The sequence below is a fragment of the Micromonospora matsumotoense genome (genome assembly GCF_900091525.1).
Lineage (GTDB): Bacteria > Actinomycetota > Actinomycetes > Mycobacteriales > Micromonosporaceae > Micromonospora > Micromonospora matsumotoensis.
The window spans coordinates 1-19,071 of record NZ_FMCU01000001.1 but is presented as its reverse complement, the minus strand read 5'-3'; the positions used below and the strand labels follow the sequence as shown (position 1 = coordinate 19,071).

General features: G+C 67.3%; 18 protein-coding genes. 4 read left to right on the top strand and 14 right to left on the bottom strand.

The window, feature by feature from the left end; all coding sequences use genetic code 11:
* Nucleotides 1–67 precede the first annotated feature (67 nt).
* The gene (locus GA0070216_RS00085) at nt 68–1,087 is read right to left on the bottom strand and encodes a C40 family peptidase (RefSeq protein WP_091237201.1); all 1,020 of its coding nucleotides are present in this window, start codon (nt 1,085–1,087) and stop codon (nt 68–70) included.
* 325 nt (nt 1,088–1,412) lie between these two features.
* Here GA0070216_RS00085 and GA0070216_RS00080 point away from each other — a divergent pair, with 325 nt between their 5' ends.
* Nucleotides 1,413–1,616 (top strand): hypothetical protein, encoded by a 204-nt coding sequence (locus GA0070216_RS00080; RefSeq protein WP_091237200.1) that lies wholly within the window; start codon nt 1,413–1,415, stop codon nt 1,614–1,616.
* A 302-nt stretch (nt 1,617–1,918) separates the two neighbouring features.
* Here the strand turns inward: GA0070216_RS00080 and GA0070216_RS00075 are convergent, their stop codons facing one another.
* The 12 genes from GA0070216_RS00075 to GA0070216_RS00020 form a co-directional block, all read right to left on the bottom strand.
* Nucleotides 1,919–2,317, bottom strand: a complete 399-nt coding sequence (locus GA0070216_RS00075) for a hypothetical protein (protein WP_091238702.1) — start codon at nt 2,315–2,317, stop codon at nt 1,919–1,921.
* 110 nt (nt 2,318–2,427) lie between these two features.
* Nucleotides 2,428–3,417: a DUF932 domain-containing protein gene (locus GA0070216_RS00070; RefSeq protein ID WP_091237199.1), complete on the bottom strand. Its 990-nt coding sequence runs from the start codon at nt 3,415–3,417 to the stop codon at nt 2,428–2,430.
* A gap of 252 nt (nt 3,418–3,669) precedes the next feature.
* Complete coding sequence (locus GA0070216_RS00065; protein ID WP_091237198.1) at nt 3,670–4,128, bottom strand: hypothetical protein; 459 nt, start codon at nt 4,126–4,128, stop codon at nt 3,670–3,672.
* A gap of 62 nt (nt 4,129–4,190) precedes the next feature.
* Nucleotides 4,191–5,468 carry a helix-turn-helix domain-containing protein gene (locus GA0070216_RS00060; RefSeq protein ID WP_141722982.1) on the bottom strand — a complete coding sequence of 426 codons (1,278 nt, stop codon included), beginning with the start codon at nt 5,466–5,468 and terminating at the stop codon, nt 4,191–4,193.
* A 176-nt stretch (nt 5,469–5,644) separates the two neighbouring features.
* Nucleotides 5,645–6,241, bottom strand: a complete 597-nt coding sequence (locus GA0070216_RS00055) for a hypothetical protein (protein ID WP_091237196.1) — start codon at nt 6,239–6,241, stop codon at nt 5,645–5,647.
* An 8-nt stretch (nt 6,242–6,249) separates the two neighbouring features.
* On the bottom strand, nt 6,250–6,951 hold the full coding sequence (locus GA0070216_RS00050) for a hypothetical protein (RefSeq protein ID WP_091237195.1): 702 nt from the start codon (nt 6,949–6,951) through the stop codon (nt 6,250–6,252).
* Nucleotides 6,952–7,045: 94 nt separating this feature from the next.
* Nucleotides 7,046–7,744, bottom strand: coding sequence for a hypothetical protein (locus GA0070216_RS00045; protein ID WP_091237194.1), 699 nt, complete (start codon nt 7,742–7,744; stop codon nt 7,046–7,048).
* 305 nt (nt 7,745–8,049) lie between these two features.
* Entirely contained in the window at nt 8,050–8,907 is an 858-nt protein-coding gene (locus tag GA0070216_RS00040; RefSeq protein WP_091237193.1) for a replication-relaxation family protein, read from the bottom strand.
* Between the two features lie 204 nt (nt 8,908–9,111).
* Nucleotides 9,112–11,583, bottom strand: a complete 2,472-nt coding sequence (locus GA0070216_RS00035; RefSeq protein WP_091237192.1) for a type IV secretory system conjugative DNA transfer family protein — start codon at nt 11,581–11,583, stop codon at nt 9,112–9,114.
* Nucleotides 11,580–13,283 (bottom strand): VirB4 family type IV secretion system protein, encoded by a 1,704-nt coding sequence (locus tag GA0070216_RS00030; protein ID WP_091237191.1) that lies wholly within the window; start codon nt 13,281–13,283, stop codon nt 11,580–11,582. Before GA0070216_RS00030 ends, GA0070216_RS00035 begins: the two co-directional genes overlap by 4 nt.
* A gap of 145 nt (nt 13,284–13,428) precedes the next feature.
* Nucleotides 13,429–14,319: a hypothetical protein gene (locus GA0070216_RS00025; protein ID WP_245722223.1), complete on the bottom strand. Its 891-nt coding sequence runs from the start codon at nt 14,317–14,319 to the stop codon at nt 13,429–13,431.
* 26 nt (nt 14,320–14,345) lie between these two features.
* The gene (locus tag GA0070216_RS00020) at nt 14,346–14,642 is read right to left on the bottom strand and encodes a pilin (protein WP_091237189.1); all 297 of its coding nucleotides are present in this window, start codon (nt 14,640–14,642) and stop codon (nt 14,346–14,348) included.
* Between the two features lie 406 nt (nt 14,643–15,048).
* On the opposite strand from GA0070216_RS00020, the gene GA0070216_RS00015 reads away from it, so the two are divergent.
* From GA0070216_RS00015 to GA0070216_RS33540, 3 genes are all read left to right on the top strand, one after another.
* The gene (locus tag GA0070216_RS00015; RefSeq protein WP_091237188.1) at nt 15,049–15,837 is read left to right on the top strand and encodes an AbiTii domain-containing protein; all 789 of its coding nucleotides are present in this window, start codon (nt 15,049–15,051) and stop codon (nt 15,835–15,837) included.
* 781 nt (nt 15,838–16,618) lie between these two features.
* Nucleotides 16,619–17,281, top strand: coding sequence for an endonuclease domain-containing protein (locus GA0070216_RS36520; protein ID WP_425413117.1), 663 nt, complete (start codon nt 16,619–16,621; stop codon nt 17,279–17,281).
* A 236-nt stretch (nt 17,282–17,517) separates the two neighbouring features.
* Nucleotides 17,518–18,627, top strand: coding sequence for a hypothetical protein (locus tag GA0070216_RS33540; protein ID WP_141722981.1), 1,110 nt, complete (start codon nt 17,518–17,520; stop codon nt 18,625–18,627).
* Between the two features lie 184 nt (nt 18,628–18,811).
* On the opposite strand, the gene GA0070216_RS00005 is transcribed toward GA0070216_RS33540, so the two are convergent.
* The coding region (locus tag GA0070216_RS00005) for a transposase (protein ID WP_141722980.1) at nt 18,812–19,071 on the bottom strand (260 nt) is incomplete at its 5' end.

The window sequence follows — 19,071 nt, the reverse complement described above, 5'->3', positions numbered from 1 at the left end:
CCTCGTCTTCATCGGCCTTCGGGCTCGCCACACCCGCCCCGACCTGCAAGATCAGCCTGGAAAAGGCTCATTGGGTGACGATCCGGCGGATGGAGGCGATCTGATCGAGCCAGCTGTTCAAGCGGGTGATCTTCACGACGTCGCCGGTCTTCGGGGCCTGGATGATCAGCCCTTGGCCGAGGTACATGCCAACGTGCCGCGGGTTGGACATGGTGCCTTCGCTGCCGGGGATGAGGATAAGGTCGCCGGGCAGCAGCATGGCCGGGTCGGTGATTCTCTTTCCCACGTTGACCTGGTCGGTGGTGACGCGCGGGATAGTCACTCCGGCGGCCCGGTACGCCGACTGCATCAGGGATGAACAATCGCACTGCTTGTCGGGGTCGCCGGAGCGCGGGTCGGTGCAGCTGCCGCCGAAGTGGTACGAGGTGCCCAACTGCCCGACCGCCCAGAAGATGGCGGTCATGACGGCGGGTGGGGTGTTGACCGGCAGGGTGAACCCGTCCGGTAGTGCGGCGAGTGCGTCGGTGGCACAGTCGGTCAGGGTGCTGGTCAGCTGCTCGATCAGGCTGAGTGCCTCGTCGGCCCACTTTGCGTACGCGTCAGGGAACGCCGACACCTGGACCGTCTGGGCGGCCTTCGTGAGCGGCATCGTCTCCCAGCCGGGGACGGTAAGCAGCTTGTCGAAGAACTTCGCGGCCTGGTACGCGGGTTCAGCTAGCTGCTCGACGGTGCCCCAACCCTGGCTTGGTCGCTGCTGGAACACCCCGATCGAGTCGTGGTCGTTCGCGTCGCCGAGGAAGGGCAGGTTGCGCAGGCCGGACTCCTGCAAGGCGGTGGCGATCCCGACCGCCCATCCCCAGCGGGGTACACCCTTGGCGACGCCGACATCGATGATGGTTGCGGCGATTTCGAGTTGTTCGGTGTCCCAGGTGCCGAGGCCGGGCGGCTGCCCGGAGGGGCGCAGGGCGGGCGCGGCGATGGCGCAAGCGCCGGGTCCGCCGCCCATGACGGAGGACAGCAGCAGCATCGGCAGGCCGAAGCAGCCGATGAGGACGAGGGTGACGATGCCGATAGCGGCTTTGGTCATGACGATGCCTTCCGTTGAAGCAAAAAGGCCGGGTCTTCGCGCGGATGCGCGGCCGGCAGGGACGAGGTGCGGGACGGGCTACACGCGGTAGATCAGCGGCAGCAGTCCGGCGTGGGTTTCGCGGAGGGACCCGGTGATCAGGTCAGCGGCGTCGGCCAGCGGGTGGCCGAGGCAGGTGGGTACCGGCCCCCGAATCTGCGACGGGGCAAGGGATCGTGCGGGAACTTGACTTGTCTTACTGCCGCCTGGAAGGCTTCGCAGCCGAGGGTTCCCGAACGGAGTGTCGATCCACTGACGGATCGTCATACCCAAAGGAAGGTCCTCCATGGGTAGTCAGATCCCGATTCGCCTGCTGGTCCTTGCTGTGGTCGCCCTCGGATCGAGCCAGGTCGCGACAACCGCAAGTTGGATCGTTTGGTCGATGGACCTCAACGCCGGCAAGGCTCTGATCGCCGGGGCTGCTGCGTTCGCCGGCTCGGCCCCCCTCATCTTCGGGGCCCTCAAATACCTGATGCGAAGCGATGCGTGACCCCTTCGGGCGGCCCCAGCCCCTACCAGGGATCGCCCGAGGGCGTCAGCAAGGCCGCCCAGCGAGGTGGCAGCGACGCGACGATCGCCTACATAGCCTTTCTCTGATGAGTCGTGAAACACGAAAAGGCCGTGGGCCGCCCACATGGGCGGCCCACCTTGAACGGCTGGGTTGGTGTTGAGGTCAGTCGCTGTGCTGTCGCAATACGTGGGCCAACGCCCGCAGCAGGTGCGGGTCGTCAAGGTGGGTCAATCCGAACGCGGCGGCCCACGACGGGAGATCGATGGACCGGGGGCTCGTCCTCAGCCGCCCGCCTTCCCAGTGACCCGGCTGTAGATCGCCACGCACCGCAGGATCAGTTCGTGCGACGGCAGGGTCAACAGCCGCTGCCGGTGCTCGTCCTTGAGCCGGTCCCAGATGGTGACGGTGACGCTGGCCGACCACAGGTCCACCAGCACTCCGTCGATCTTGGCGTGCTGCCGTTCCGCGACGATGCACCGCAGCGAGTCGATGAGCGTGGCGTCGCTGGGCGGGTGGTTGTAGTCGTCGGGTCGGGCCGCGTCGGGCAGCAGTGTCAGGCAGTCCTCGCAGCTGTAGTCAGAACGCGGCGGGTCCTCGTTGTACCACCGTGTTACGTCGGCGGCGGGTACGCCGCAGACGGCTTGGCGTACGTCGCGGGGATGACGAATGTGCGGGGTCATCGGCCACTCCGGTGGCATCCGACGGCGTGGGTCATGGGTTGTTGGTCCGTTCCGGCGGGCCGGGGCGGCAGTCGAAGGTGACCGCCGCCCCGGCTGGGATGGGATGGTGGTCAGACCTTCAGCAGGTCGAAGGCGGTCAGCTTCAGGTCGCCGGTCTTGCCGGTCAGCACCCGGTTGGCGCGGACGGTGGCGTCCTTGGCCTGCTGGTAGTGATCGAGGTACTCGGTGATGGCCTGGTATCCGGCCCACCGGCTGCCCGCGATGGCCCGCTGGGTGTCGGCCTCGGTGATCAGGTACTTCAGCGTGCCCATCCGCTCTTTGGCGTTGTTGCGGGTCTTCTCCGGGGCGTTGTCCTTGACCGGCCACACCTGCGCGACGATCGCCTCGAATTGAGGCATGGTCATCGCGGTCTGAAGCATCCGCTCGGCGGCGGCCTCGAACGTCTCCATGTACTTCCACATCAGCCCCAGCGCCTCGCGAGCCTGGGCGATCTGCTGGTTGACGTTGCTCGTGTGCCGGAACGTGTAGTGGCCCACGGCGTGCCGGAAGGCCGCGCGCTGGGTGTTGGCGCACACCACGCGGATCGGACTGGCGTCCACACGCAGCGCGGCGCTGCCGTCGTGAGAGGTCGTCCCGATGAGGTAGAGGTCCATCCGGTCGACACCGGCGATCTCCATCGCCGTGGGCAGCTTCATCGTGACGAACACGCTCTTGCCTCCGCGCAGGCTGCCCGCGGTCTCGAAGTGGCTGCCTCCGACCTGGTCTACAAGTTGGTCGAGCATGTCGGCGCACTGCTCGTTCTGTACCACCGTGTAGTCGGTGCCGACGATGCCCAGGTACTCGGTGTCACCGGTGACCGGGTTGCGGCGTACCGTCATACGCTTGTCGTCGGCGGGGATCGGGATCTCGACGCCTTCCACGATGTCGACGCCATATACGGGGATCGTGCGTACGCCCCAGTCGCCCAGCAGGGCGGCGGACATGATCTCCTCGGCCTTCATCGTGTTCTGCGTGACGGTGCCCAGCTGGTGCCAGGCCGAGACGCGGGCGCTGGCAAAGGCCGTCTGCCCGTTGGCGAAGGTCTCAAGCTCGTGTGGCATAGGGGTTTCCTTCCGAGAATGCTGCCGGGGCCGAGCCGCCATGGCTCAGCCACGAAGGAATGTGGGGGGTACTCCCGTCCGGCCCCGATGCCGTACCGCGCGGAGAGCGCGAACGTCATCGGGGCCGAAGACCGGCATGGGCCAGGCTGCCGAGGGCGGCCTCATGCAGGCGAATGGCGGCGATGGTGCCGACGCCGATGTGGCGGCCGTCGAGGTGGGCGCTTATGCCCTCGGCGGTCAGTCGACGTCGGGCTACCGGTCGGGGTCCGCGTTGGCGGAGGCGTTGACGTCGCAGTCGGGACCGTCGACGGTGCCGATCCTGTTCTGCACCTCGATGCCGTGTTCGGCCAGGAACTCCCGGACCCGAGCTACCACCGCATCTGGCGTCTCGCTGATAAGTAGCTCGTGGTCGTTACTGACTGGGTGTTTCGAGTTGTGCACCAGCCCGATGACCCACCGCACTAGTCCGTCCTCGGCAGGGTGCGGGCTGACGCCCACCTGCCCGTCGGCGTACTTACCGTGCTTGATGTCCAGCCAGATCACGTAGTCGCCACCCGGTGACCCCGACTCCAGGTACCAGGGCTCACCCAACAGGTTTGCTACCGGTGCCATGAGCACGGGGCTGTGCTCGTGCTCGTGATTGCTGGCGTCGGTGACGTCTGTCGGCCAGGTATCGCCCCAAAGGGTGTAGAACTCCGTTCCGTCGTACACGTGTTTGCTCCTCCCTGTCGGCGCGGCCGGGGTCGGGCAATCGCCCGACCCCGGCACTGCCATCAGGACTGCTCGTCCGTGGCGTCGTCGGCCTGGTCCGCGTCGCCGTCGACCTCGGCGGGCGCCGGGAACTGGAAGGCCCACGGCACCTCGGAGACCATGACGATGCGGCCGGCGGCACCGAGCTTGCCGCAGTTGTTGCGCACCGCCCCGGAGCTGACCGCCCGGCCACCGAGCTGGCTGCTGATCGAAGTTGCGATCTCCTGCGGCGTCATCGTCCGGCCCGGGTTGGCCTTGAGCGTGTCGAACGTCAGCCGCTCCAACTCGCCTCTGCCGAACGGCTGGCTGCCGTCGGCGTTGATCGTGGCGTCGGTGCGGCGCGTCCCGACCGTCGCGAAGCCCGGCGTCCGGGTCGGCACCCGCTTGGGCAGCGTCACGGTGTGGACCGTGCCGTCCTCGGTCACGACGTGCAGCGTCCCGTCCTGGCGGATGAGGGGCTGCACCTGGGCGACCGCCTCCGGCGACTCGGACAGGCCCTTGATCACCTGGAAGCACAGCGGGCAGCGGAGCGGCTCCGGGTTCGGGTCGACCTCGCTGGCCTTCGTGGGCCCGGCGATCCAGCGCCGGGGGGTGCCGGGAAGGCGGCGGGCGGCGTCGGCCTGCTCCATCGCGGTCAGCAGGCGCGCGACGGTCGCGTCCCCGATACCGCTCTCGGCCACAATCTCCATCGTGGTCGCGCCGTCGTCGCCGTGTTCGGAGATGACCGCCTTGATCGTCATGACCTTGCGGTCGCCGGGGCGGCTCGGCCGGACGACCACGACCGTGCTGCGCTCGTCCTCGCTCTCGTCGCTGTCCGCGTCCTCAGCGGCCGGGGCCTCGTCGGCGGCGTCCTCCTCGTCCTCGTCCTCGTCCTCGTCGGCGTCGGCGTTGTCCTCGGCGGCGGCGATGTCGTCGTAGTCGTCCGGCTCGTAGCCAGGCTGCGGGTCGTCGTTGGCGTCGTTGCCCTCCGGGTCCTCGTCGATCAAGTCGGCGTCGAAGTCGGTCTGCTCCTCACCGCCGGCCACGTCGGCGCCGCTGAGGTCGTCGGTGGTGAGGTCGGCGTCGTCCAGCGCCACGTCCTCGGCGAGGGTCCACCGGGCGGGGGTGCCCTCGGCCGCGTCCGCGCCGGTGTCGACCTCGCTGATCAGGCCGGCGTCGCTGAACGTCTTCAGTGCCTTGTGGACTGTGCTGACGGCACGGCCCGACTTTTCGGCCAGTTCGTTGACGTTGCCCTGGCCGAGTTCGCGCAGGGAGTCGAGGACCTCCTGCATGGCAGGGGTCAGGGACAGGTTGTGCTGCATGGTTCCCTCCCAGGGAACTAGCGGGTTGAAGCCCGGCACGGTGTTGTGTTGGGCTGTCGTGCGCCGGGTCGCGGGCAGCAGTCATCGCGGCAGGCGCGTGGAGCTGTGCCCTGCCGTGAGGTGTGTGCTGTGGATGCGGCCCGGTGGCCTCGGGGCGGCTGAACGCCGCCCGGGGTTCAGCCGCCGGAGGCGGCGGCCTTGTCGGCCGCGGATTCCAGGACGTAGAGCGTGCCGCCCTCGGCCGGATCTTGGTAGATACCGGCGTCGGCGTGCGGTAGGCGCAGCTGTCCGGGGCCGACCGTGGGGTCCAGCTCGGCGTCGGATTGGCTGATGCGCACGCGGGTACGCCGACCGGCGAGCCGCTGCTTGCGGCAGGAGTCGGTGTGCGGCAGGACGACGAGCACCGTGTCACCGGGGTTGACGTAACGCCGGTGGAGCGACCCGCCGGTGTTCGCGGCGGCGTACTCGGTGCGGGCCGGGTCGGTGATCAGGGTATCGGCCCAGTTTCGGGCGTGCCGGTAGTCGCGGCCGAGCTGTTCGATGTCCGCCAGCGACCCCGCGACGGCGGCGACGGTGCCGGTCAGGTCGTCCTCGTTAATGAGGGCGGTTCGCAGCCGGTCGACGGTGAGCAGCAGCTCGGTCCGGGCGCGGCGCATGTCGCTGGCTGCCTGGGGCAGGTGCGCGGCAGCCGGGACGGGGTCGGTGGCGTGCTGGTCGAGGGTGCGGCCGGTTCGCCGGATGATCCAGCGGCCCACCGCGTCAAGGTTGAGCATGGCGACTCCTAGATGGCGAGTCGGGCGAGTTCGTGCTCGGTGAGCTGGTCAGGCCTACGGCTGTTCCAGAGGGCCGAGTGCCGCAGCTGCCACCAGCGCAGCAGCGACCGGCAGGCCGAGGCGATGTTGTCGCAGACCGGCAGTCGGTAGATCATGCTGGGCTGCTCGGTGAGGTGCGCCGGATCGGTGTAGGCGATGGGCGTCCAGCCGTCTTCGTTCTGGGTGACCTGGCCGACGATGCGCCCGGCATACGGTGCCTCGAACGCCAACGCGGCTTCTGCGTCGGGGAGCACCATCCAGGTGCTCGGCCCGTGAGCGCGCAGCACTCCCACACCCCGCGACGGGTCGCCGTGCTGCATCAGCAGGTAGTGCTCGTCGCCGTGACGCTCGATCGGGCGGTGCCTGCGCCAGGCACGGTAGGCGTCGATGAGCAGGTCGGCGAGGATGCCGTGGCGCTCCATGGCGGCGAGCATGTTGGGCAAGGAGCGGTCGTAGCCGGCCAGAAGGAGTTCCGGGCGAGCGGTCATCTGCTGCACCGCCTGGTCGAGGAAGGCGGTGGTGGTATTGAACCCGAGTGCGGTCCGGTGCAGGATGCGGGCGAGGTCGCCCAGGGCGTCCTCGGTGGCGGTGTCGTAGCGCCACAGGTGTTCGGGCAGAACCTCGTTGGTGACGGCGGCGATGCGCCGGAGGGCGGGGTCGGTCAGGAACATGGGTGTCTCCTGGTCGAGGTGGCTGGATGAGGGCATGGCGAAGGACCGGTCGCAGCTGGGCTGCGACCGGTCCTGAGGGATGTCGGGGGTGTTGCTAGTCGATAGCGACGGCGCAGAGGCGCTGGCTGGGGCGCATGCCGTGCAGGTAGCTGGTCGCGCGCTGGAGGTAGCGCAGCCGGTCGGCGAGCGAAGGGCTGGTGGGTTCCAACAGCTGCCCTTCGGCGGTGATCAGTGCTTCACCGACCAGGGCGGTCTTCCAGTGCAGAGCGGCGTAGGTGGCCTCTCCTGCCTGGTAGGCGTCCAGCTCGTAGGGATCGAAGATGTGGGCGGCGGTGGGGTGCGCGGACATGGCGATCATGGCCAGCACACGGGGCTGCTGCTCGAAACGGCGGCGAGCCTCATCAAGGCTGATCTTCTTCGGGTCGGCCCGGTGCTGGGCCTGGAAGTCCTCCCAGGTGCGGGCGATGGGGGTGGTGGTGGCGATGTGCTGGCGCCAGATTCGCCAGCGAGCGGTGGCCTCGTTGTTGGCAATCGTCGCCGTGGCGGGCAGGTTGAGACGGCTGATCCGTCCGCCCGCGGCACGGGTGACCGAGCCGAAACGGCGTACTGCGTCGAGCAGGTTGGTGTCGAACCACCGGGTGATCCAGCCGATCATGCGGCGGTGACGCACCGCGAAGCGGCGGACCGGGGTGCCGGCGGTGTTGAGGTGGTGGTCGATGACCTCCGAGGCGGTGAACCAGTTGGCGTCGGAGCCGGAGGGGAAGGTGACGATGATCGTGCGGGTGGCGGGCATGGCGGGGTGCTCCCTTCGAGGGGCGGACAGGCGGTGAGTGGATGCCACCGGATCGCGACGTCTGGGCCGGGGAGGCTGCCATGGAAGGCGCGAGCGTGGATCACGAGCCGACCGGGAAGGTGGGCTATGGGTGATCGCGCTGGCGCGAGGCAGGTCCGGGAGGACAGACGGGCGGCGGTGCGAGCAAAAGAAATGGAAGAAGCTGCACCGTAGCCATGCGACCTGACACCACAACCCTTGTCAGGAAACGCCTCCATGCCGTTGACCTGCGCTGACAGGTCTGACGGTCGGGCTGACAGAGTCAGTCAGACCAGGAAGACGCCGTCATCGTCAAAGTTCGGGTTCTCGGCCCTCGGCTCGCCGTGGTCGCTGGGTAGATCGGCCAGCCGGACGCGACCGGTGGTGCCAGCCGGAAGCCACACCGCGCCCGCCGGATCGGCATCGTGGGTCGCGGTCGCGACCGGGACTTCACCGCGCCGGCCGCGCAGAAGCCGGTGTAGGTGCTCCTCGCGCTGCTGGCTACCGAGCCAGAACAGCACCGGATACCGCACGCTGGCGCGGCGGATCAACTCGGCGTACTTGTCGAGCTTGCCCCTGACCTTCGTCAGCGATTCGCTGCCGGTGTCCGCCTCCAGGTAGAAGCCGACCGTGGCGCCGGTGACGCTCCACAGGCCGTGGCCGTCGGGTGTGATGGTTCGGCGGAACTGCCTGGCAGCCGTTGCTTCCGACCACCACCGGGTCAGCTGCGCCTCGGGATGGCGACGGGCGTACGCGGACAGCCGCACGAAGAACTCGTTGGCGATGACCTGGTGTGTGAGATTCGGGTTGGCCGACAACCGCTGCATGGTCTGGCGGCTCGCGCGGGCGGTGGGCTCGGTCCGGTTGTGAGCGGCGGCCTGGAACCGGTGCCCGTTGTGGCCGAGGGTCCAGTGCCACGGCTGGCTGCCTCCGCCGTCGCGGGCGAACCGGAACCGATCGAGCAGGCCCAGGGCTCGTAGCTCGTTGAGGCGGATCTGGCAGGTACGCCGGGCGAGGAAGAACAGCCGGTGGAGCTGGTCGGTGGTGAGGACCTGGTGGTCGTCGAGGAGCTGGAGAAGCTGACGGTCACGGCTGGTGATGTGGGGATAGATGGCCAGCAGGCCATCAGAGAGAGTTGGTGGCATAGGTGGATACCCCTGGAGAGAGAGTCCCGGTAGGGAGTCTGGATAGGTTGATCTTGCTGTCGGGTCGACGGCTGGCCAGGTTTGGGCAGTTCAGGCACCTGACAGGTCAGGCGAAGAGGGCTCGCATGGGGTCTCGTGTCGCAGACACCCCCAAGCGAGCCCCCGATGCCGTATCCGGCCGAGACCCGAAACGAGCGGCCTTGATCAGCGCTCGCGGGCGGCCATTCGCCGCTTCATCGCCGTCCGGGCCAACCGCTCCATCGGCGGATCGTCCGTGTCGCGGCTGTGCGCGGCGGCGACCTTCTGACGGATCGCGGTCGCCTCGCCTACCAGCTCAACCGGCGGGTTGGTGACGAACGTGAACGCGGGCAGTTCCCGGTTGCCGACCAGCAGACGGGCGGCGGCGGTGTAGACGTCGAGGTGGGCGAGGTCGTGCTCGTCCAGCTCCGGCTTGGTGTGCCGGGACAGCTCGCGGGCGTCGGCCGGGTCGACGTTGAAGAACAGCTTCGACCGGGCGTTGGCCGAGATCGCCGCCCCGACATCCTTGGGTAGTTGCGCCAGGTCCTGGTGGGCCAGCACCAATCCGAGTCGGAAGCCACGCGCCTCGGCCAGCATGTCCCCGACGCTGCCTGGCAGGGTCAGGAAGTTCTGACACTCGTCAATGTATAGATTGGCGTCTTTGCGCTCGGCTTCGGGGATGCTGGCCCGCGCGATGGCGGCCTGCCAGACCCGGGCGACGATCAGCGACCCCAGGATGCGGGCCGTCTCCTCACCGAGGATGCCCTTGGGCAGCCGGCATAGCAGCACCTCGCCGTCGAGCACCTTGCCCATGTCGAACGACGATCGGGCGTTGCCGATCACCGACTTCACGAAGTCCCGCAACAGGAACGCCCGCAACCGCGCCAGGACCGGCGCGATGACCTGGCCACGGAACGACTCGTTGATGCCGTCGTACCAGACCCAGAACCCGCCGAGCCCATCCGGATCGTCCAGGCCATGGGTGAACCTGGCCCGGAACTCCTTGTCCTGCAACAACGAAGGCACCAGGCTCAGCGTCGGCTTCGCGTGCCGCATCAGCGTCAGGCAGGCGACCCGCATCGTGTCGTCCATACGGGGCCCCCACTGCCCCTGGAAGATCTTCGCGAAAATACCCACAAGGTTATCCACAGCCAGATGTGGATCGCCCCGGTCATCCAGGGGGTTGAAGCAGCCGGGGTTCTCCTGGTCGGGGTCGATGATGACGATCTTCTTGGCGTACGAGGCGGGGAGCCGGTCGAGGATGTCGGTGATCAGGTCCCCGCGCGGGTCGATGACCACCGTCCCGCGACCGGCCCGGATGTCGCCCAGGATCATGTTCAGCAGCAGCGTGGACTTGCCGACACCGGTCTTGCCGACAACGTGGATGTGCTGGCGGGCGTCGGTAACGGTCAGGCCCACCGAGTGGTGGCCGATCTGCGAGCGGCCCAGCACCTTCACGCCCCGTCCGCCGGAGGGCACCGCCACCGGCGCCGGCACCGCCTTGGCCCGAGCCCGGTCCAGGCCCGGCACGGCCAGGTCTTGCGGCAGCGCCGCCATCGCCGCAAGCTCCGGCACCGACGCGAGGAACCCGCGCCGAAGCCTGCGCCCCGCGACCGTGGCCACCGGAGCGGGCATCTTCATCCGCCGCAGCCGATTCGGGCCGGTGTACGCCGCGGCGGCCGAGGCGATGGTGTGGCCCAAGCCGACAAGGCGTTCGCGGATCTGTTTGACCCGCTCCTTGTCCGGCTGCGACTTGTCCAGGTCGGCCGCGACGGCGAACCGGACCGCGATCTCGTAGTGCGGCACCCGCACGGCCTTCTCCACGATCGTGCGGGCGTCGGCGGTGGCCACCGGATCACGTTCGGCCGTTCGCCCAGTCGCCCCCGCGTGGGTGGGGGTTCGTGAACGGGACGGGCCGGGCGTGAACACATCCAGCATCCACAGCAGCGGTTCGATGGCCAGCCGCGCCATCCCGGAGACGGCACGAGCGGCCATATCGGGCCGCCCGTGGGGATGGGTGCCGCTGGTCGCAGCCGCCCGTCTGGCCGCCCGCACGCGGCGGGCCGTGGCGGGCCGGGCGAGGATCTGCACGCACGCGTGCTCGCGGTGACGAACCTCGGCCCCGGCCGACAGCAGCGCCCGCAGCGGGTCGGCGTCGTGCTCGGTGCGCAGTGGCAGCACGTCGGTCGACTGCGGCCAATGCGCCCCACCGACCTGCTCGCCCACGCTGGCCGGGATCGGCGCGGCGGCGTCCTCGGTCGTCAACGTCGAGGCGGGCCAGGCCGCGCGGACGGCGGCCTCGACCGCGCCGGGTGGCACTGTGCCCGGCACCCACACCCTGATCGTCAGGGCTCGGCCGGTCCAGGTGTACTCCCAGCCCACATGCGGGATGCCGTACACCCGCCGCCGCCACACCGAGGGCGTCAGGACCCCGACGAGCGTCGTCCAGAATGCCGCCGCCGATTCCGGCGTGACCTCCGGCGGTGCGGCGATGGTCAGCCAGCGCGCGCCGGTCGCATACCGCTTGTGCCGCCAGGCGAGCACCTGATCGTGGCCGAAGACGTAGCCGACGATCGCGGCGGCTCCGAGGAAGCCCAGCCACGGCCGCGCGACGATCCACTGCCAAACCTCGCCGGGCCAGGTCGGTAGGGTGTTCATTCGGCCTCACCGATCCCCGTGACGGCGATCCGGTGCTCGGCCGCCGACCCAACGCTGCGGAAGGGAATCCGTGAGCGGCCCGCGACGAGCAGGCCCTCGCCCCTGGGTGCCGACAGCAGCAGCCGCGACTCCCCAGCGGTGAGGCTGAACGCCTCGGACACCGCGTCGATGGACTGGGTGCTCTGGCGCATCAGCACCTGTGTGGCCGCGTTGGACACCACTGCGAGGCCGAGGTCGGTGGACAGCACGTCGGCGGCGTCCTGGGTGATGACGCACAGCCCGGCCGAACGCTTCCGGGCGGCCTTGGCCATCCGGAACAAAAACCTCGCGCCTTCGCCATCGCGCATGAGTAGCCACGCTTCGTCGACGACGACGAGCTGCCGCCGCCGGCGGGCGCCGGTGTTCGGAGTATCGATGCCCGACCAGATCGAGTCCAGCGCCAGCAGCGTGCCGACCGTACGCAGCTCGTCGGGCAGGTGCCGCAAGCTCCAGACCACCAGGTGCCCGCGCGGGGTGGTCGTGGTCGGGCCGTCGAACAGGGAGCTGAAGTTCCCGGACGCCCATGGAGCGAGCCGGGCGGCGAGCTGCTCTGCGGCCGGGTCGTCGTCAGCGGCCAGGGTTTCGGCCAGGTCACGTAGCAGGGGCGCGGGCAGGGTCCAGGTGGCCGGGTCGCCGTTGATACCCGCCGCCGCGTAGGTGGCGGTGATCGCCCGGTCGAGAGCAGCACGTTCGGTGGGTGGCGGCGGTGCGCCGAGCATGACCGCGATCAGCGTGTGCAGGTACAGACCCCGCCGGGTCAGGGTGTCGGCCCGGTTATCGGTGGGCAGGTCGAGCGGGTTGACCCGCACGCCGGGCACACCGAGCTGCACGACGGTCCCGCCGACGTGCTCGGCCAGAGGCGCGTACTCGTCCTCGGGGTCGATGACCGACACCGCCGTGCCCTGGTACAGGTTGCGCAGCACTTCAAGCTTGACGAAGTAGCTCTTGCCCGCGCCACTGCGAGCCAGGACCACGCTGTTGTGGTTGTCCTGCGCCCACCGGTTCCAGATCAGCACCCCGTTGGAGGTGGTGTTCACGCCGTAGAGCACGCCCTCGGGCGGGGCGATGACACCGGGTGCGGGGGCGGCGAGGTCGGCCGAGGCGAGTGGGAACGCGGCGGCCAACGCCGTGGTGTCGAGGATGCGGCGCATCCGCAGCGGGTCCACCCCGATCGGCAGGGTCGAGATCCAGCCTTGCTGGTGGCGAAACGTCGCGGGCTGCAGATCCAGGAGCACCGAGGCGGCGGCGGACTTCACGCCTGCGGTGAGGGTTCGCAACTCATCAAGGTCGCGGGCGTGAAGGGTGACGTAGATGCCGGTGTCGAACAGCTTTGCCGCGCCGCGGGCGACCCGCTCGGCGAGGTCGGCGGCGTCGGCCGCCGCCGCATCCACCATCGGGTCACCGAGCTTGCCCTGATCGGAGTCCAGCCGCCGCGACGACTCCAGCCGGGCTCGCTGGCGCTTGAGCATCGGCGCGGCCATCTGCGGCGCGACGGGGTCGATGTGCACGGCGACATCCACGCGGCCGGGATAGGACAACAGTGGGTCCAACCACGCAGGCCCGACCTCGGCCGGATACCCGCACACGGCGTAGGTCGCGGCGTAGCCGTCACCGACCTGCACGTGCCACGGCGTGACCGACAAAGCGGCCGGTGAGGGCATCCCCTCACCGGCCGCAACAGGCCGAACCCGCCGAGGCCCACGCCGCCGACGATGCCCAGCTGCCGGAACGTGAGCCCGAACGCGATGCGGTCGGGCTCGTTGACGTTGGCCGGTACCACAGCCCGGGGTGTGGTGTCGTCGTGGGTCATCGCCCACCTCGCACCGCGCGGCCGAACGGCAGCTTGCGGGTGACGGTCTGGATCAGCACCGCCCGCAGCAGAACCCCGCCCATGTTCGCCCCACCCTTGCGGGTCACGAACCGGCTCATCATTCCCGGAATCTTGATTGTGACCCAGAGCAGCACCGCGACGAGCAGCAGGTTCGGGATGTCCGAGCCGGGCAGGCCCAGCAGGACCAGCAGACTGGCGTTCGGGTCGATCAGCAGCTGGACACCGGTCGAGAACGCGACGGCCTGCAAGGTGGCCACGCCGAGGCAGCCCAGCAGGGTCCGCCACCACAGCTGCGCGGTCCCCTGGGTCCACGGCGTGGCGTAGCAGGCCAGCGCGACCGGGGCGATCCCGGCCAGGATCACCAGGACCCCAATGCGCACGATCCAACCGGTGACGAGGGTGAACGTCAGCCCGACGATGAGCAGGCCGACGATCAGGGCGACCAGGGCATTGGCCGGGTCGGACAGCGCAGCGGCGACGTGAGTACGCGCCATGCTGACCGCCTCCGTCGTCGGCGCGGCCGTGCCGACCATGGAGACCGTCAGCGCGTTGGCAACCTCGATGAGCGCCGCGCACAGCGGGACGGCGAAGTTGCTCGCAACCAGCCCGACGATCAGCCGGGGTACCAGCTCCTTGATGCCGTAGCGCATCTCGACCGAGCCGCCGACCATCGTGGCGATGCCCACGGCGATGATCGCCAGGACGAAGCAGGAGTTGACGACCAAGGCACCCTTGTCTGCGATCGCCTGCACCTGCGGTAGAACGGTGACGTCCGGTGACAAGAACATTGACGAGGTCAGGTAGGTCAGCAGCCCGCCGAGCAGTTCCAACAACCGCTCGGCGAGCCACTCAACCAGCCCATTCATCAGCCAGTTGACCATGATGGGTGTCCTCAGCCGCCCAGGATGCCCTGCAGGACGGTCAGCACGACCGGGGCCAGCACGGCGAGGGCGTAGCCGATCAGCGCGGACTTGAAGTTGCCCTTGGCCTGCTCGACCTGGGCCGGATCGCCTCCGGCCGCCATGTAGCGCAGGCCACCGATCACGAGGAACATCGTGGCGACGGCCGCGATGATGCCCATGATCCAAAGGCGGATGCCGTCGATAACCTCGGGAAGGGTTTTCGGAGCCGCCAGCGGCTGCGGCGCGGCAGCGGCAAGGTCGGCCAGGTAGGAGAGAGTCGTGTGCATTTGCGGCACTCCACAGGAATGTGGGGCCGCCGCGGCGGGGACCGGGCGAAGGCTCTCGGTAGTCCGGTGGGGGCGCTCCTCCCTTGCGTGGTGCGAAGGGATCGCGGTGTCAGTACGCCGCGCCAGCCGTGCCGGACCCAGGGGGCCTCGCCCGTGAGTGGTCCCCACCGGGCGGGCATGTCGTGGATGACATGCACCGCCCAGATCTCGACTGTCAGACCAGATGAACTCGTCTCGCATCTGTCACGGTCTGACAAGACCGGTCAGCGGGCCCTGTGCCGCGTAGTGGATGCCCGCTCTGCCACCGTCCAGAGGCGGCACCTCCGCCAGGCTGCGTGTCCACCCACGGCCGAGCGACCGGCGGGGCCGCCGGAGGTCTGTCGCAGGTGCAGCGCACAATGAGGCGGTGGCCAAAGACCCCGACCTCCTCGCTCAGATCGAGCGCGGCGCACTGAACGACGCCGTATCGCTCGCCTCGCTCCTTCGCAAGTGTGTCGCGCTCGGCGGTGCCACCCGCAGCGCGGAACTGCGTGACTGGGCCAGCGATGAACTCAACGGCTATCGCGACGACACCAAGATTCCGGAGTACCGGATTGTGCACGCACCGATCCTCGCTGACGGCCGGACCTTCACCCACCAGATCACCGGGCAGCAGATCAGCAGCTGGGACCTACCGGATTTCGCCCGAGAGCACATCACCAATGAGGTGCGTCTGGCCCGTGGGGTCGGCGAAGCGGTGCTGAGCAACGCAGCGCGCAACGGGGAAACCGTCGTCCGCCTTCAACCACCTGGTGCGGCTGATCTGGTGACCTTCATGAACAGCCAGCAGGGCGGGGGGATCGAGCGCATCTACTGGGGTGTAAGCATCGGCCAGATCGCAGGAACCCTCGACCAGATCCGCACGACGCTCGTCCGCCTGGCCAGCGAGATGCGGGCAGCCCAGCCTGCCGGGACGGCAATGCCGTCGCACGAGGCCGCCACGGAGGCGGTCCATGTCGTTCTGCATGGCGGCACACGCAATGTCGTCAACATCAACACCGCCCAGGCAAGAGACGGCAGCAACGCCACCGTCATGGCTACGCCCACAGACGGGAAGGAACCTGGGGGTTCGAAGGCTGCCACCATTTGGACTGTGGCCGGGGTCGTGGTGGCGATCGTCTCCGCATACTTTACCTACCGGCAGTGGCGCGGTTAGCCCGACGCAAGCCGGCCAGCCAGGTTCGGGATCTCCGGTGTCGGGGTACGAGTCCCAGTGCATAGCCCGGTACGCCAGCACGTACATAGCAGCCATCGGCATCGGCAAGTGTGCGCAGGCGGCTGGCAGTCGAGGCGGCGGCCCGCGTTCGAAGCTCACCATCTACGCGATGTGACGGTACGGGCGACCCAGCGGCATCCGGATCTGCCGATGTGAGTGCGTTCGGACGGGTGCCAACTATTAATCACGCAAGCCAGAGCTGAGTTGAGTCAAGTCTGCCTGCCACTCTCCGTTGATGTGGCACCTAAGTCGAACGGTCAATGCTGGCGGCATCATGCGTGAATGTCTCTTGGGCGATGCGGCCGTCACCGCAGGGGTCTAGGTGATCGGGTTAACCTCGCCGCCAGCTCGTCAAAGGCAAAATGTCGCACCCGACTCGTATCGTGGCGAGCGCGGAAACCGGCGGCGTCCCACGCCCTGGTCCTAGCCTTCTAACCCATGCCGAGGAGTCGACATCAGCCAACTTCGCTGCCTCGTGCCAGATTGCGTCCGGCCCAAGAAATCGCTGGGCTTCTGTCATACCCACTACTGGCGTTGGACCACTTACGGATCCGTCAACATCAACAGGCGTCCACCAACTGAAGACGATCCTCCGCCATGCGACCGGAATGTTTGTACCGGAGAGTGGAAGGTTGTTTGGTGCAACACCCACTACAAGCTGCGTCGTCGATTGATCAAGGCCAGGGAGCGGTATCAGGCGCAACTAGCTCTACCTCAGGTCATGCCTGAGGCCCCTACATGCAAGCACTGCAAAGTCAATCCGATTCCGAAGTTCAGTAGTTCATACTTTTGCTCGAAGGATTGCCGCCGAGCTGCCGCGCCGCCGTGCCCTTTCCCCGGCTGCGAATATAAGGTACGGGACTTGGGATTTTGCAGTAGCCATGCTCGCCAGAAGCGGGCTGGAGCGGTGCTGCGCCCGTTGCTCAAGTTTCAGAAGCCTCGGCCCTCGACGGCTCGCGATGATAGCGGCCGCAAACAGTGCCGAGCCTGTCGCGATTGGTTCCCAGTCGGCTCATTTGGCCAAGACGTAAAGTACCTCGATGGGCTCGCATCAATATGCTCTGACTGCACCTTGGACAAGCACATGCGCTCGAAGTTCGGATTCACCTATCGGCAGTACCTCCGCATGGTCGACGAGCAGAACGGGGTCTGTCGCATCTGTGGAAACCCGCCACCGGACGGAGAGAGGCTGGCAGTCGACCACGACCACGGCTGCTGCTCGGGGCAGAAGACTTGTGGGCAATGCATCCGGGGGCTCTTGTGTAAACGCTGCAACAGCGCATTGGGCCTCTTCGACGACAATCCCGAAACGCTCGCCGCGGCCAGAGCGTACGTTTTGGCCGCGCGAGCCGAGCCGTATGACCGATCCGAGATTTCCCGCTGAACCCTGCGTCTCGACCGCCGGGCTCCGGCAGGCACCTGCTCGCGGCATTGCTGATCCTGATCGAACAGTCGGCAGACGCAGGCGGTGCCGACCGAGGAGCTGTAGCCCCGGATGCCGGGCGAGGCGTCCGGACGTGCCGATGAGATTACGTCGAGGGCGCAAGGTCAGGATGCGGCTCGCCCTTGCTCTCTACTCGGCTCTGGACGTCAACCTGTCATTTCCCCTAGGGTTGGAAGATGCAGTTGGGAGCCATGCTGGCCATCACCCTTCCCGGCGAAATGCAAAATGCCCTGCGAACGCTACAGAACCTCGTTGATGAAGAAAACCTGCCGATTACCCTCGCTGGCCTTGCCGTGCTTATCTCCGTATGGGCAGCCCTAATATCTCGCCGAAGCATGAGGGCTAGCGAAAGAAGCGCCAGAGCTGCTGAGGTCCAAGCACGCCATGCCGCGAGTCAGGCTGAAGCTGCGGAACGTCAAGCCGTCGCAGCCTCAGAGCAGGCGCATTCGGCGAGTTCAGAGGTGTCCACGGCCATTCAAGCATCGGAAATCTCAGCATTGGAAGGCGCAAAAGCGAGGATCGACGCCTCATTGCCTCGCATCTCGGCAGTGATTTTTAGGAAGAATGATTATGCTGGATTGGCGGAGAACAGCTACGCATTGCCAACCCCTCTACCCTCCATCTCGATGACTGGATCAGTGAAGCTCGATCACTGGTCGACCGAGGGTTCGGTAGACTCAACCCCGCACTGGGCTTGGGACGCCTTCTTCGTTTCGCATGGGCTGCTGTTCAACTTTGGGAACGAGCCGGCTCGCGTGATTTCGCAGAGCGTGCAGTTCTACGCCGGCACCCATCCCTTCACGGGAGACGAAGTCAAAGAACCGGCTACAACTATTCACGGCGAGAGGATCCTCTACTCGGGCCAATCTGCACTCTTCCAGGTTATCGCGAGAAAGCAGGTGGACGACTGGGTTGAGATAATCAGAAGAGGAGAAGAAGAGAGAGAATCCTGCGAGGCCTACCTCTCTTTCTTCCCGGCAGATTTCGATGAACCTGAGTGTGGAGTGAAGATCCGCACTGCGGGAACACCGTTGAGTCGAGTCGTGCCGGAAGGCGTTTATGCCATCTTCAAGCCGAACAGCTATTTCGACGTACACTTGGAGTTCTTGCGGAACTATCCGGATTCATCCGAGGAGATCGCAGCTAGACTGAAAGGCGACAGAGAAGAGTTGTCTGCTCTCTATATGAAAAAGCAGCGGATGAAGTGGCTTCGCGAAGAGAGTGCTAATCGCAGATTGAGCGAAGAAGGCGCTGAGGGCAACACTAATGCTGCGGCGAACGACTAATTAAAGCAGGAACTTGAACACCTGAACATACTGCTCGGAATTGAGTTGAACCGCCCTCATCTGCCGCGATCCGGGCGCCGGCCTCACCTTGCCGAGTAACTCAGCGTGAGCGGAAGGTGGAGGTCGCTGGGTCAGCAGGGGGCCGACGGAGCCGGAGCGGCAGACCTCTCAGAGGACGTCTGATTCACGTATTTTGTGTGTGTTGTGGTTGTGGGGGTTCTCGCCAGGTTGGGGTGGTTTCGGTGGTGAGGCGTTTGGCGAGGTTGTCGATCATGGCGAGGGTGATCATGCTGGCGGAGTTGTGGGGTCGGGTTTCGTAGTCGCGGACGAGTCGGCGGTGGTGCATGAGCCAGCCGATGGTGCGTTCGACGACCCATCGGCGTTTGACGACGCTGAAGCCCTTGATCTGTGGGTCTTTGGTGACGATCTCGACGTCGACGCCGA